Source organism: bacterium, from assembly GCA_013360215.1.
Classification (GTDB): Bacteria; CLD3; CLD3; order SB21; family SB21; genus JABWCP01.
The window spans coordinates 47,675-62,770 of the sequence record JABWCP010000009.1 but is presented as its reverse complement, the minus strand read 5'-3'; the positions used below and the strand labels follow the sequence as shown (position 1 = coordinate 62,770).

Sequence of the window (15,096 nt, the reverse complement as noted above, 5' to 3'; positions counted from 1 at the left end):
AAAATTTTCAATAAAGTTAAAGTTCCAAAGCATCAAACATAACGACATTGTATATTAATTAATTTTATTCCCATCATGCCAAAATATCCTCATACAGCCGAACGCGTGAAAGAGCTTACCGGATCGGTGTACGAAAAATACCGTCATTTGATCAAACAGCAGACATCGGTTGCTAAATTGCATATCGGAGATACGGCGTTATGGCCGCCGTATGCGATGCCTTTGGCCGACTATTTCACATCGGCACACCGTGATATGACCAAATATTGCAACACGTACGGCGTGGATGAACTGCGTAAAACCATTGCCGAAAAAGTAAGCGAAGACAACGGTATCACTTCCACTCGGGATCATGTTTTAGTGACGGCCGGAGCGAGCAATGCGTTGAGTGCGGCGATGATGACTCTGATCAATCCCGGCGACGAAGTGATCGTGTTAACGCCGTGCTGGCCATTCTTTACGGGAATGGTGCGTGCCGCGGGCGGAAAAGTGGTCGAAGTTCCGCTGTACATGGACTTATATGACCAACCGGAAATGGATATTTTCGGAAAGCTCAAAAATGCAACGACTTCCAAAACGGTGGCCGTGTATGTCAATTCGCCCAATAATCCGTCAGGAAAAATGTTGGATGCTCGACAATGGCAGGCTGTCGTTGATTTTGTAAAACAGCATCAGTTGTGGCTGATCAGCGATGAAGCGTACGACGGTTTGGCATTTGACGGGCGTAAAACGATTTCCCCCGCTACGTTGGGTATACGCGAACAAACCATCAGCATTTTTACGTTTTCTAAAATATTTATGTTCGCGGGATTGCGCCTCGGCTACGCGATCGCGGAGCCTGAACTTATCCATGCATTGAATAAAGTCATGGTGCACCAGTTATATAGCCCTTCGCCGGTGGGGCAGTATATGATGGTCGAACCGTTGCGGCGTCGGCACGAGTGGATGCACGGGATCAATGCCCAATACCAACAACTGCGCGATGCGATGGTGGAAGCACTGGCCATGCCGGTCGCTAAACCGGAGGGAACGTATTTTGTTTTTTTAGATGCAGCGCCGTATTTGCAAGGTCGGGCATTTGATCAACTGGTTGAGCAAATGATTATGGGCGGCGTATTGGTCGCGCCGGGCGGTGATTTTGGCAAAGATTTTTCTTCGTATATACGCCTCTGTTTTACGGGTGAACCGGAATCTGTAATCACATCGTCGGCTCAGGTTATTCGAAATGTATTATTGCAAAACGGACAAACGTCATAAAAATCTGTATAGGAATGAAAACATGAAAATCGGATACGTGCAATTCAAACCGCAATTTGGAGATATAGATTATAATGCTGCCAAAATCTACGCACTTTTGGAAAAGAAGCAGGCTGATCTGATGGTATTACCTGAATTGGCCACAACGGGATATTATTTTCGCGATCGTAAGGAAGCGTATGCGTTATCCGAAGATCCGAAAAAATCATTTGTCGTGGAAGTACTGGTCGAGTTATGCAAAAAAAACGGTATGCACGTGATCACCGGGTTCAATGAACGGGACGGGGGAAAAAACTATAACAGCGCCTTGCTGATCGGTAAAAAAGGCATTGTGGATGTGTACCGTAAAATTCATTTATTTAACACTGAAAAAAATTGTTTCACACCGGGCGATAAACCGCTGCGCGTTCATAAAATCGCTTCGGCACGGGTCGGTATGATGATTTGTTTCGACTGGATTTTTCCCGAAGTGACGCGCACGCTGTCGCTTATGGGCGCGGATATCATCGCTCATCCTTCCAATCTGGTTTTGAACTATTGCCAAAATGCCATGATTACCCGATCCATCGAAAATATGGTGTATTGTGTCACAGCCAATCGTTATGGCGAGGAAACACGTCCCCACGGCGAGCTGACCTTTACGGGACAAAGTCAGATCGTTGCCCCCAAAGGCGTGTTACTACATCGTGCGCCGGAACAAAAGGAAGAAGTCTATATCGCAAAGATTGATTTGACCAAGTCACGTCAAAAAAACATGACGCCGAAAAACGATCTTTTCAAAGATCGAAGAACAAAATTTTATCTCTGAGGCCTTTTTCATTTTCTCATCTTAGTAGAGGTTAATATGAATTATCGTACCCTGTTATGGTGGGTTTGTGTATCCGCTAGTGTATCTGCGCAACAAGTTAACTATGAAGTTCGCTTTCCCAACATTCGCCATCATGAGGCGGAAGTGACGGCCGTGTTTTCGGATATTTCGTCACCCGTTTTGGATATTCGGATGAGCCGTTCCTCACCGGGGCGTTATGCACTGCACGAATTTATCAAAAATGTGTATTCGGTTAGAGCCGAGGATGGGCGCGGAAAAAAACTTGATGTAACCCAAAATGATCCTTACGGGTGGCAAGTATCCGGTCATGATGGAACGGTGCGTTTTTTTTATACAGTGTACGGCGATCATGTAGATGGCACGTATTTATCGCTCGATGCGTCGCACGCGCATATCAATCCCCCGGCGATGTTTGTGTATGCACAAAACGCAGACCATCGCAATATCCGCCTTCGGTTTACGCTTCCGGATAAAACATGGCGCATCGCTACACAACTCAAAGAGTCCGGCGCTTCAGTATACATTGCTTCGGATTTGGCTTATCTGATGGATAGCCCTATTGAGATCAGCGCATTTCAGGAATCGTCATGGCGCGTTCCGGCGACAAGTGGTGATATTCTTTTTTCGCTGATACTTCATCATACGGGAACGCCGAAACAGACAGAATATTTGGCTAAAGTCGGCGATGTGATCGTCCGCGAAGCGCGTGCGGTTTTTGGCGAATTTCCGGTTTTTGATCAGGGACGGTATGCCTTTATGATGGAGTTGACGCCGTATGCGTCCTGGGACGGGATGGAACACCGCAATTCAAGTGTGATCACCAATCGGGATTCTATTAGCGGTGATTTCTTGGATATCGCATCTACGATGGCGCATGAATTTTTTCACGCGTGGAATGTGGAACGCCTTCGTCCCAAATCGCTAGAACCGTTTGATAAAACGCGGGTCAATATGTCGGAGGAACTTTGGTTTGCCGAGGGTTTTACTTCCTACTATGATGATTTGATCATTACACGGGCGGGCATTCAAAGCGTGGACCGGTATTGCAAGGTATTAACCAAATTGATGAATAACGTAGTCGTGGATCCCTCTAAAAATTTTGGCGGTCCGGCACACATGAGCCAACGTGCGGCGTTTACCGATGCCGCGACTTCGGTGGATGCGCAGAATCGTAAAAATATATTTTCGACGTATTATTGGTACGGCGCTACGGTGGCTTTGGGATTGGATCTGACGTTGCGCACGGAACATGGCAAAACGTTGGATGACTACATGCAGCTTTTGTGGAAAGCGTACGGTAAAACGGAAAAACCCTATACTTCAGCCGATCTCGAATCGGCGTTAGGTGATCTGATCGGCGATAAAAAACGGGCGCAACGTTTTTTTGATGAAACGATTCGCGGTAACCGGTTACCGGATTATAAAAAGCTGCTGGATTATGCCGGTTTCGTCACACGTGCTGCGCATGCGGATAGACCGACATTAGGACAAGTGCGGCTCGCAGCCGATGACGACGGTATCCTCATCAAAGATGCCACGCTCATAGGAGATCCGCTGTATCTGGCCGGTCTGGATCGCGGCGATAAAATTTTTTCGCTCAATGATCAAGCCGTGCGTTCTATTGAGGCGTGGGAAGAGGTTTTGAAACAATTAAAACCCGATGACAGCGTAACGATTGTTTATGAACAGCGCGGTCTCAAAGGCACTTCACGGGTCAAAGTTGCAGTGGATCCGTCCTTGGAAATTATCCCGGTTGAGCAAACCGGTAAGTCACTGACAGAAAAAAAATCAAACTTTCGCGCGGCATGGCTTTCATCTAAATCTATAGACAAGCCGTTGCTGTATCGGTACTGTAAAAAGTGCCGGCGTGCGTACGAATTTCAATACGAATTCTGCCCGTTTGACGGCGTGCTTTTGCAAATAACACCGGAGGAGTAAATCGTGCACCAGGAAACCATGAAAGCGGCGGTATTGCAGGCGGTCGGTTCTATTGAAAACTTGCATTATACCGACATCTCTAAACCGGAGCCGAAGCCGGGTGAAGCGTTGATCCGAATTAATGCAGCGGCTCTGAATCATCGTGATCTCTGGATAGTATTTGGTAAATATGCCAAAATACAAGTTCCGGCTGTTTTGGGTTCCGATGCATGCGGCACTGTTGAGCAAGTCGGTGACATAAAAGATAATATTTGGGTCAGCCGCCGTGTTGTGGTTCATCCCGGTTTGTTTTGGGGGAACAACCCGAGGGCACAGGGAAAAAATTACAAAATCTTGGGCATGCCCGATCAGGGTACGCTTGCGGAGTATGTCACGGTTCCGGTAGAAAATTTAGCCGAAGCGCCGGGGCATCTTTCGGATGAAGCAGCGGCGGCGTTGCCGTTGGCGGGTTTGACGGCGTATCGTGCGCTTATGAAACAGGGTAAAGCCGATGCGGGTGAAACGGTCGTGATCACAGGCGTCGGCGGCGGCGTAGCGGCATTGGCTCTGCAAATGGCAATGACCGTCGGTGCGCAGGTCGTCGTGACGTCCGGTCATGATGAAAAAATCGCACGCGCGCTTTCGCTCGGTGCATCCGCCGGTTATAACTATAAAGCAACAGATATGTTCAAAAAGATGGCTTCGGACGGGATCGAACCCGATCTCATCGTGGATGGCACCGGAGGCGCATCATTTGGCGAATGGCTCAATCTCATGAAACCGGGCGGCCGTTATGTGACGTATGGCGCAACTAACGGTAATCCGGAACACATAGATTTGCGAAAAATTTTTTGGAAACAACTGACTATACAAGGCTCCACGATGGGAACTATCGATGATTTTAGAGCTATGATTAAGATCTACGATCAATACCGACTGAAGCCGGCTGTGGATAAAGTGTTTTCTTTAGCCGAATGCCGTTCCGCATTTCATCGTATGGAATCAAGTGAACAGTTTGGTAAAATTATCCTTAAACCGTAAAGTCTTGTATGAAAAAAACGCTCGGTCAAATCGCAATGCATGTGACCCATCTGGACGTAATGGAAGATTTTTACAAAAACACGGTGGGCCTGACGCATCTGTTTACTGTTCCGAACCGGTTATCTTTTTTTGATCTTGGCGGTGTTCGCCTGATGTTGGGAATTGCTGAGCCCGGTGAATACGCTCTGTCCCGGCCCATTCTATATTATAAGACATCTCGCCTTGATGAGGAATTTGCACGTCTAAAATCCGTGGGTGTGGTTGTTGTTCATCAGCCTCAATTGGTAGCGCCGATGCCGGATCATGATCTTTGGATGGCTTTTTTCAAGGATCCGGAAGACAATACCTTCGGGATTATGGAAGAAAGGTCAAAAAATAAATGAAACCTGTAAGAAAAAGTAATTTGCGGCAACGTATCCGATAGTAAATAAAAACCATCCCTTTGTTATCAGGAGATACTATGGAGACAATGACAGAACCTAAACCGTTAGGTGCTTTGGACCGGATAATCGGCGTGATCACCGAGCCTGAAAAGACATTTACCGACATAGCTGCACGGCCCTCATGGGGTTTGCCCATGATGCTTGCTTTGCTGGCCATGATCGCAGTTGGTATATTGATGAAGGATGTGATCCAAAAAGAAAGCGCCGAAAAAACGCGCATTTCCATTATGGAAAATAAAAATATACCTGACGGCGACAAACAACGCATTATTGATCAGTCTATCGAGATGATGAAAAAATTTTGGGTCGTAGGTTTCGCTGTGGGTATGGTCGTTATCGTTATCGCATATTTTATCTCGGCGTTGATACTCAGGTTGGGCGGGAGCGCTGTGCTTAAGTCAGCGGCTACTTTTACGCAAGTGCTGGCTATTTTCTCCTGGTCCGGGATCGTGGATCTTTTGGGCGCTCTGATCAAGCTGCCGATCATGTATATCAATCAAAGCATGCGCGTGGATACCGGACTGGGCATCCTCATCGGAGAAGAACTCGGCCATACGACGACCTACTTGATCATGAGCAAATTTGATATCTTTACCATATGGATGTTGATCGTGATGTCTATAGGGATAGCTGTAGTGTTCAAAGCGCCTAAATCAAAATCGATGATTTTGGTTTTTGGTTTGTGGTTGGTCTGGGTATTGGCACAGTGGGGTATGGCGCTGATGGGTATGCGTGTCGGAGGTTAATTTTTAGCAAATTCTATGGTCTAATTTGTATAGCCGTTTTTTTATGATAAAGAATCATAATAAAACGGCTTTTGTATGTGCAACATTTTTTGTCTGAAACAGTCTAATCGGTATAAGAAATACCGTTAAACGAAAAAAAGGATAATTTTTCGGGAAAAAGTGAAACATTTTGATAAATTCGCCGAATACTCGATTGTTTGTATGAATTACCGAATTTTGAGGAGAATAGGAGACATGAAACATTTATTGACCATTGTTTGGATCGCCTTAGCCGCCAATCTTACGGCGCAGCAAAAACAAGCGCTCACAATTGAAGAAGCGTTGACCATCGCGATGAAAAACAACGTACAGGTCATTTCCGCACAAAACGACTACAATTCCGCATCCGCTAACGTATTGCCTAAAACTGTAGGAAAAATTTTACCGACGGTTGATGCGTCAATGCGCGCGAGTCGCACAATGATGAATACACTTTCAGGTACAAGCCCCATGACGAATCGAGATACCACGACTGGCAGTGCATTCAATAGCTATAGTTACTCGTTAACAGCCAATTACGTTTTGTTTGATGGTTTTCGTAATTGGACAGAAGCATCACAAGCACGTCTGGACGAATCGGCGGCACGATACAATTTTGAACGAACGCGTCAAAGCGTGACGTTGGATGTATATGAAGCGTATATCAATGTTCTTAAAAATCAGCAATTGCTTCGCATCAATGAAGAAAATCTCAAGCGTAGCGAAGAACAACTCAAGCGTCTTGAAGAGCGCAATAAATTAGGCGCGCAGATTTTGAGCGATGTGTACAAACAACGTGTGCAGGTCGGCTCGGATAAGCTATCTGTCAGCAAATCCAAAAATAACCTCAAGACTTCCAAAGCTTCATTGGCTAGTCTGATCGGTATTGATGTCAATTCCGATCTCGAGTTAAAAGAGCTAATTATTGCCTCAAGTCTTGACGTGAATCAGATGAATTTCGATGAAGCGTATGGACAAGCGCTTCAAAATCGCAAGGATTATTTAGCCTCCGAAAGTCGTGTCCAAAGTGCGCGTCGCACCGTAAGTATTGCACGAAGCGGTTTTTATCCTACGGTCAATGCTTTTGCGTCGTATCAATGGGGTGATAAGAATTTAAAATTTGCAAATTACAGTAATAACGATAACACCTCAATAGGTTTGAGCGTTTCCATACCCATTTTTAGTGGGTTTGAAACCAACAGCCGTGTGATTCAACAAGATCAATCGTTGCAGACAGCGCGCAGTAATGCTGAGAGCACCAAACGTAAAGTTGCTTTGGACGTGAAAATCGCTCTGCTCAATATGCAGACCGCCTACGATAACATGAAACTATCCGAGGAAAACGTCAAAGCGGCCAAAGAAGATCTTCGTTTGGCTACAGAAAAATACAATCTCGGGGCGGGCACGATTTTGGATCAGATTACAGCCAATGCCAGTTATGCGGCGGCCGAAGCCAACTATACGCAAGCTGCGTATGACTTTGTGTATGCCAAACAACAGTACTTGCTGGCCGTTGGCACACTGGATGTTCAATAAGTAATTTTGAGAAACCCTTTTTAGGAGATAGAGCTATGTCTAAACGTAACAAAATTTTGATCGGCGTCGGTTTAACGCTGGTGCTTACGGTAGTGATCGTTCTCAACATTCGCGGTAAAAAAGAAGATGCGGTCGAAGTGCAGACTGAAAAAGTCAAACGCGGCGATGTGATCAAAACCGTCAGTGCCTCCGGTAAAATCCAACCGGTCACGGATATCAAGATCAGCTCCAATGTCAGCGCTAAAATATTACAACTTACCGTAAAAGAAGGCGATAAAGTGAAACGCGGCCAAGTGCTCGTGTCATTAGATCGTACGTTTTACGATGCGCAACTGGATCAGGCCAAAGCCGAACTTCTGAGGGCCAAGTCGCAAGTGGCAACAGCCAATGCCAATTATGAAAAAGCGCAGCAGGATTTTGCACGCGTCAAAGATTTAACCGCCAAACAATTAGCCTCGGCTTCAGAATTGGAAGTGGCACAAACAACACTTTCGACTACCCGCGCTTCGGTCGAATCGGCCGAGAGCCAGGTACAGGCAGCCGAAGCCAGCGCGCAACAAGCAGCGGATAATCTCAGCAAAACGACGATTTATGCACCCATCGATGGTACGATCAGCAAACTCAATAAAAAAGTCGGTGAAATTGCACTCGGCTCGCAATTTTCGCAAGATGTGATCATGATCGTTGCCAATCTCAATGAAATGGAAGCACGCGTCAATGTGGATGAAAATGATGTCGTGGCCGTTGAAATCGGCGATACGGCCGTGATCGAAGTGGATGCCTTGACCGAACAAAAACTGCGCGGACGTGTGACGGAAATCGCGAACTCCGCAACCGTAAAAGCGACCGGCACATCGGAAGAAAAAACCGAATTTGAAGTGAAGATCGCGTTGGACGATACGCCTCTGATGCTGCGCCCCGGTATGTCTACGACATCGGATATTACGACGGATGTACGCGGTAATACGTTGAAAGTACCGATCCAATGCGTCACGGTACGCGAACCCGAGCGCCTCAAACGTAAAGAAGGCGTCGAAAAAGAAGGTGCGGCTATGGCCAGCGATACCAATACGCAGTTCGTGCCCAATAAAGACGGTGTGGTAGAAATCGTATTTGTCATCGAAAACGGTATGGCCGTAGCGCGTCCGGTTAAGACGGGCATTCAGAGCGAATCGCATATCGAAATTCTTGACGGTATCAAAGAAAACGATGAAGTCGTCGTCGGAAACTTCCGCGCGATCAGTAAGATTTTGGAGAACGGTTCCAAAGTCAAAGTGGATAACGAAAAGAAGCCGAATAAAGACGATAACAAAGAAGCACGCGATAATTAATATACATCGGACGCTTTTGAGGAAAACAATATGTTGATTGATATACGTAATATTACCAAGCGTTACCAAATCGGAACCGAAGAAGTGCATGCACTGCGTGGCGTGTCGCTGCAAATCAAAAAAAACGATTATATCGCGCTCATGGGACCTTCGGGTTCCGGTAAATCCACCATGATGAATGTTATCGGTTGTTTGGATACACCGACCAGCGGTGAGTATCTTTTCGAAGGGCAAGATGTCGCGCAGATGAATGATGATCAGCTGGCGGAGATTCGTAATCGCAAAATCGGATTTGTATTCCAAAATTTTAATCTCATACCGCGTTCGGATGTGTTTCACAATGTAGAATTGCCGATGATCTATGCGGGCCATGCGCCGGCGGAACGCAAGCGTTTGACGATCGAAGCCATCGAAAAAGTAGGGCTCGGTGCGCGTATGAAACATAAACCCAACGAACTTTCCGGTGGTCAACGCCAACGCGTTGCTATCGCACGTGCATTGGTCAATAATCCTTCGATCATACTTGCGGACGAACCGACGGGTAATTTGGATTCCAAAACCGGCGAAGAAATCATGCAAGTGTTTGAGCAGCTTCACAAAGCCGGCAATACGATCATTTTGGTCACCCACGAAGAGGATATCGCATCCCATGCGCATCGCGTCGTCCGTCTTAAAGACGGTGTTGTCGAAACCGATGAAGCGATCACGGGCCGCAAGGTTTTCAAAAAAGTACTTGTGGAAGCGGAAGCCCAATAACCTTCGAGAATTATTATGAAACGATTTATATACGAAACACTCGAGGCTTTCCGTATCGCCATGACGGCTATACGTGCCAATAAAGCCCGCGGCTTTTTGACCACGCTCGGCATAGTGATCGGTATTACGGCCGTTTCGACGACGATGACCGTGATGAACGGAATGAAAACATCGTTTCAATCGCAATTATCCGTTTTAGGAAATGACGTGCTGTATGTTACGCGTCAGCCGTGGATACAGATGGATGACTGGTGGAAATATCGCAATCGTCCGCAAATCAATCTCGAAGAAGCCGAACGCTTGGAAAAATCACTTGGCGACAAAGTCGTGGCGATTAATCCGACGGTGGGTACAATGCGTCCCGTCAAATATGAATCCAAGACGCTCGATGATATTTTTATCAAGGGGACAACGGATAAAGAATTACTTACTTCGTCCACTACACCTGAATTCGGTCGTTATATCGGCGCGATTGATGTACAAAATTCCAAGTACGTATGCGTGATCGGTGCCGAAGTGAAAAAGCAACTCTTTGAGAATGTAGATCCCATCGGACGTCGCATACGCGTCGGTGCGTACAATTTCCGTATTGTCGGCGTATTGGAAAAACAAGGAAAACTCCTGGGTAATTTTGGCGGCCCTAATTTTGATAACCAAGTGGCCATACCGATTACGACGTTTATGAAATCGTTCGGTCGCTCGCGTGGTTTGAGTCTCGCTGTCAAAGTGCAGTCCGTCAGTAAATTAGATGAAACGCAGGATGAAATCATCGGTGCGATGCGCAAAATTCGTAAGCTATCACCGTCGCGCGATGATAATTTTTCCGTCAATCGTCAGGATAGTTTTTTGAAAATCTATGACAGCATCATGGGCGTTGTGGGTTTGGTCGGTATTTTGATCACGGGTATTTCGCTGTTTGTCGGAGGTATCGGCGTGATGAATATTATGTTTGTATCGGTGACCGAACGAACCAAAGAAATCGGCATTCGCAAAGCCATTGGCGCCAAACGACGCACGATATTGATCCAGTTCTTATTTGAGGCCGCCATGATTTGTTTGATCGGCTGTGCGATTGCGCTTGTATTGTCGTACCTGCTCAGTGTCGTGATTGATACTTTTTTTGCCGCGTCGTTGTCTCTCGGTATTGTGATTGTGGCTGTGGTGATGGCGATCATGGTAGGCATTATTTCAGGGCTTCTGCCGGCGCTCAAAGCTTCGAAACTGGATCCGATTGATGCGTTGCGTTACGAATAAAAAAGGAATGAATTTCAGGAACAGAGGTCGCTATGAAAATTGATATGCGTGAAAATCTGAAGATGGCGCTTAATGCGGTATTTGCCAATAAACTTCGTTCCTTTTTGACGTTGGTCGGTGTTGTCGCCGGCGTAGCATCTATCATTGCAGTTATGACGGGCATCGCTGTGATACAAGGTAAAATGGAAGCCGATATGAGCCAATTGGGCTCGGGCACTTTTCAGGTCCAGAAATGGCCGGCGATCGGCGGACCCGGGCAAAACTGGCGAAAAATCAGGCAACGCAAGCCGCTTACCATCGAACAGGCCAATGCTATACGCGAGCGTATTCGTGATGCAGAGCTCGTCGGGGCTGAGCTTTGGGAACAAGGTTCCGTGTTGCAGCACGAAGAGGAAAAAACTAATCCTAATGTATCTTTAGCCGGTGGTACACCGGAATTTCAGATCAATAATAACCAGTTGGTGGGTGTCGGTCGTTTTATTTCCGAAGAAGATGTCAAAGTCGGTCGTAACGTGATCGTGATCGGTACGACGATTGCAAAAAAGCTTTTTCCTTTCAAAGATCCAATAGATCAGATTGTCAAAATCAACGGTCATAAGTATACGGTGATCGGTATATATGAAGAAATGGGCGCTTCAGCTTCCGGGTCCGGCGATAACAGCGCTTGTATTCCTATTTCAGCTTTTGTGGATCAGTTTGGTCTGAAAGACAATCAAGGCATGCCGCGTTCGGTGAATATTACCGTCAAAGCGCGTGCGGGTGCGAATGTCGAAAACGTGATGGAAGAAGTGCGCGGATTGCTTCGGCAAGTGCGGGGCGTAAAACCGCTCGACGAAGATGACTTTGATATGTATTCCAATGATACGATGATCCGTGCGTTCGGCGAAATGACGGTGATCATCAAACTGGTAGCCATCGTAATGGGCGGTATCGCTTTGATCGTTGCGGGTATCGGTATTATGAATATCATGCTCGTTTCGGTGACGGAGCGTACCAAAGAAATCGGTATTCGTAAAGCTATCGGTGCCAAACGTAAAGACATCATGCAGCAGTTTTTGATCGAAGCGATCGTACTGTGTGAAATCGGCGGAGCAATAGGTATTATGGTTGGTATGGCTATCGGAAATATCGTAAGCATTCTGATGAGCGTACCTGTAAAACTGCCGCTTGATTGGGCCATTATAGGGCTCGTATTCTGTAGCGGAATCGGTATCGCTTTCGGTATTTGGCCGGCCTCCAAAGCATCCAAACTGGATCCGATCGAATCGTTGCGGTTTGAATAATCGAATTTTTGAAAATAATCAGAGAAAAAGGCTGTGTTGATCACAGCCTTTTTTTGTTTTAACTTTTTTGGAACTATCGCGTCTAAAAGGCAAATTTACCTTATTGAATAGATTGAGGATCATGAGCTTGATTAAATTTTCTCTTTTGATGTTGTCGGTATGGGTTCTCATATCCGGCTGCGCCTCGCGCGTTACTGTTCAAAGTCAACGCGTAACTCAGAATATATTAATCAATGGTCATGACGATGATTGGGAAGGTCAGATGCAGATCATCGAAAAAACCGGTGTTGCGATAGGTATTCGCAACGACGATGACTATCTTTATTTGGCATTGTCACCGCTTAACCGCGGTATGGCCATGCAATGGATGACCGCAGGACTTACGGTATGGTTGGATTCGACGGGAGGAAAAAATAAGCGCTTTGGAATTCATTTTCCGATAGGCTTGTCCGATCTTGGTATTCCTCCGATGATCATGATGGGCATGCCCGGTGAGCGCGATACAAAGAGGGATAATCCTTTGGAAAAGATGTCCGATAGATTGCTCGAAGAGGTGGAGATCATCGGTCCCGGCAAATATGATAAACAACGCATCGGCACCAAAGAATCAACTACACTGCAAGTGCGCCTGACGCACAATCCGAATGGCATGTTTTACGAATTGCGAATACCGTTGCAAAATGATCCGCGCAATGTCTGTGCGATTAATACAAGGCCGGGAAAGAACCTCGGCATCGGATTAGAAACAGGCAAGATGGAACGCGGGCGCGGTATGCCGCCGATGGGTGAAGGTGGGCTGGGCGGGCCGCGTGGTGGTGGCCGACCGGGAGGCAGCCGTTCCGGCGGTCGTCCTCCGGAAATGGAACGGGCTGAACCATTGTCCGTGTGGATTTCAACGACTTTATCTGAAAGTTTGAAAAGAGATAGGAAAATGGATTAGCTGTTTCTATTTCAAATACTAAGCTTGTGCTATTACAGGAAGTGGTGAAAGATCAAAATTGAGTTCTATTTCCATTCGCTTTAATGGTTTATTGACTGCAGAATAACCACGTTTGATTATTAGTGCTTCAACCATTTCATTCCTCAAATCTTCGGAGGAACCGATGTGGTAGAAATGATTGAATAATTCAATGATTTCATCTTTCCAAAACGTATTGATATAATTATTTTTTCTATATCGATTTTCATACCACATCGAAATTGCATATCCGCCATTCGTTCTTTTGATAAGCTCCGCCATTTGTACGGCATTGTTTTCAGACCATGTATTGTAATAGTCGGCGTGTCGTCCTATATAGGGCGGATCAAGATATATGAAATCCTCTAGAGTGGTAGACTGTAATGCATAGGTATAGTCCGAGGTAACAAACTCCCAATCCTTGTTACGAATAAGATTACGCACCCAGGCAACTTGGTTAGTTATTTTAGTTATATACGCCTTGCTAAATCGTTGCGGCTTATGGCCAAACGGAACATTGTAACGTCCGTCAGAATTGAATCTCATCAATCCATTGAAGCAAGAGCGATTTAAAAAAAGAAATTCAAGGCTACCACCGCTTTCGTTGAACCGATTACGCAGTTCATAGAAAAAATCACCCCCTTGTTTGGAAAGAATTGCACCGTTTTCCGACAAATAATCGCGCACGATTTTTTCATCAAGTTTGCCGGATTTCAGATCATTGTAAAACTGTATAATGTGTTTATTAGTATCTGATACCAGAGCACGGTTAGGCTTGAGATTAAATAATACCGCTCCCGATCCAAGAAACGGTTCGATCCATCGTCCGTTGCCATTCCATTGGATATTTTGTGCGATGAAAGCAATTAATTTTGTTTTGATACCTTGGCATTTGATCGGTGGGGCTTTCACCTCTTCGATAAATCTGGGAAAAAAATTATTCATTAGCACCTCTGTAGTTACTCCAGTAATTTTCGAATTCATTATGACTGCGAAAACCCTGTAATCCACTACGAAACACATCTATATCATTGCTCTTAATGGATCCGATGTTTGTAGTGTTGCCGCTTCCCGGTGTTCGTCCTGCGATTTTATATTTCTCCTGAACGAAATATTCAATATGAGAATAGGGTGGTTGCAACTGAGCAGCTTCGATTACCTGACGAATTTCTGTTGTTCGATTTTGTGTGTTGCGAGTATATAAGAAACCAATAACCCAATGTTTTATATATTCACCGTATGGATAAAGAATTCCTTTGTTAGGATATCTTAAGTAGGAGCGATAAGAACCTAAAGTAAATCCAAAAGGCTTTAAAAGCTTTTCAGAGGTAAACTGTCTATACGTAGATTTGATATCAACGGCTATTTTTTCATGAGGATGATGGGGATCAAATAAGGTGAATTCAGGGTATTGGTTTTGTTTAGCTTTTTCCACAACCAAATGGTGCTTCTCTGCAACCCGAATTATGATCGGCTCGCATAGAATCTCAAAAATCCCTGATAAGATTTTAGAATCGTATGATAGCGTGTAAACGCCTGAATTTTTCGTGAGAATGCCGACCAATTCCCATTCAAGTCCATTTGCAAATTGTTCTTCAATTTCTTTTTGGAATTCTGTTTTGAAATCAATCATAATACCGTGACATAGCGTGCGTTTGTAATATGTAAGTATTTTACAGAACGTAACGCAAAAAGTAAATATTTCATTTAGAAGGATAATTATTATT

14 protein-coding genes are annotated in these 15,096 nt (G+C 45.4%); 12 read left to right on the top strand and 2 right to left on the bottom strand.

Annotated features, from left to right (window positions below):
- Window positions 1–105: 105 nt before the first annotated feature.
- The 12 genes from HUU58_08120 (at window position 106) to HUU58_08065 (ending at window position 13,351) form a co-directional block, all read left to right on the top strand.
- Window positions 106–1,257: a pyridoxal phosphate-dependent aminotransferase gene (locus HUU58_08120; GenBank protein NUN45636.1), complete on the top strand. Its 1,152-nt coding sequence runs from the start codon at window positions 106–108 to the stop codon at window positions 1,255–1,257.
- Window positions 1,258–1,279: 22 nt separating this feature from the next.
- Entirely contained in the window at window positions 1,280–2,065 is a 786-nt protein-coding gene (locus HUU58_08115) for an acyltransferase (GenBank protein ID NUN45635.1), read from the top strand.
- A gap of 36 nt (window positions 2,066–2,101) precedes the next feature.
- Window positions 2,102–4,024 (top strand): M61 family metallopeptidase, encoded by a 1,923-nt coding sequence (locus HUU58_08110; GenBank protein ID NUN45634.1) that lies wholly within the window; start codon window positions 2,102–2,104, stop codon window positions 4,022–4,024.
- A gap of 3 nt (window positions 4,025–4,027) precedes the next feature.
- Entirely contained in the window at window positions 4,028–5,044 is a 1,017-nt protein-coding gene (locus HUU58_08105; protein NUN45633.1) for a zinc-binding dehydrogenase, read from the top strand.
- Between the two features lie 8 nt (window positions 5,045–5,052).
- Complete coding sequence (locus tag HUU58_08100) at window positions 5,053–5,427, top strand: VOC family protein (protein NUN45632.1); 375 nt, start codon at window positions 5,053–5,055, stop codon at window positions 5,425–5,427.
- Window positions 5,428–5,504: 77 nt separating this feature from the next.
- On the top strand, window positions 5,505–6,233 hold the full coding sequence (locus HUU58_08095) for a YIP1 family protein (GenBank protein ID NUN45631.1): 729 nt from the start codon (window positions 5,505–5,507) through the stop codon (window positions 6,231–6,233).
- Between the two features lie 234 nt (window positions 6,234–6,467).
- Window positions 6,468–7,787 (top strand): TolC family protein, encoded by a 1,320-nt coding sequence (locus tag HUU58_08090; protein NUN45630.1) that lies wholly within the window; start codon window positions 6,468–6,470, stop codon window positions 7,785–7,787.
- 35 nt (window positions 7,788–7,822) lie between these two features.
- The gene (locus HUU58_08085; GenBank protein NUN45629.1) at window positions 7,823–9,118 is read left to right on the top strand and encodes an efflux RND transporter periplasmic adaptor subunit; all 1,296 of its coding nucleotides are present in this window, start codon (window positions 7,823–7,825) and stop codon (window positions 9,116–9,118) included.
- 33 nt (window positions 9,119–9,151) lie between these two features.
- The gene (locus HUU58_08080) at window positions 9,152–9,874 is read left to right on the top strand and encodes an ABC transporter ATP-binding protein (GenBank protein NUN45628.1); all 723 of its coding nucleotides are present in this window, start codon (window positions 9,152–9,154) and stop codon (window positions 9,872–9,874) included.
- Between the two features lie 15 nt (window positions 9,875–9,889).
- Complete coding sequence (locus HUU58_08075; protein ID NUN45627.1) at window positions 9,890–11,128, top strand: ABC transporter permease; 1,239 nt, start codon at window positions 9,890–9,892, stop codon at window positions 11,126–11,128.
- 32 nt (window positions 11,129–11,160) lie between these two features.
- Window positions 11,161–12,411: an ABC transporter permease gene (locus HUU58_08070; GenBank protein NUN45626.1), complete on the top strand. Its 1,251-nt coding sequence runs from the start codon at window positions 11,161–11,163 to the stop codon at window positions 12,409–12,411.
- A 121-nt stretch (window positions 12,412–12,532) separates the two neighbouring features.
- Complete coding sequence (locus tag HUU58_08065; GenBank protein ID NUN45625.1) at window positions 12,533–13,351, top strand: hypothetical protein; 819 nt, start codon at window positions 12,533–12,535, stop codon at window positions 13,349–13,351.
- An 18-nt stretch (window positions 13,352–13,369) separates the two neighbouring features.
- On the opposite strand, the gene HUU58_08060 is transcribed toward HUU58_08065, so the two are convergent.
- The gene (locus HUU58_08060) at window positions 13,370–14,314 is read right to left on the bottom strand and encodes a Dam family site-specific DNA-(adenine-N6)-methyltransferase (GenBank protein NUN45624.1); all 945 of its coding nucleotides are present in this window, start codon (window positions 14,312–14,314) and stop codon (window positions 13,370–13,372) included.
- A complete protein-coding gene (locus tag HUU58_08055; GenBank protein ID NUN45623.1) occupies window positions 14,307–14,999 on the bottom strand; it encodes a type II restriction endonuclease in 693 nt (230 codons plus the stop codon). Before HUU58_08055 ends, HUU58_08060 begins: the two co-directional genes overlap by 8 nt.
- Between the last annotated feature and the right edge of the window lie 97 nt (window positions 15,000–15,096).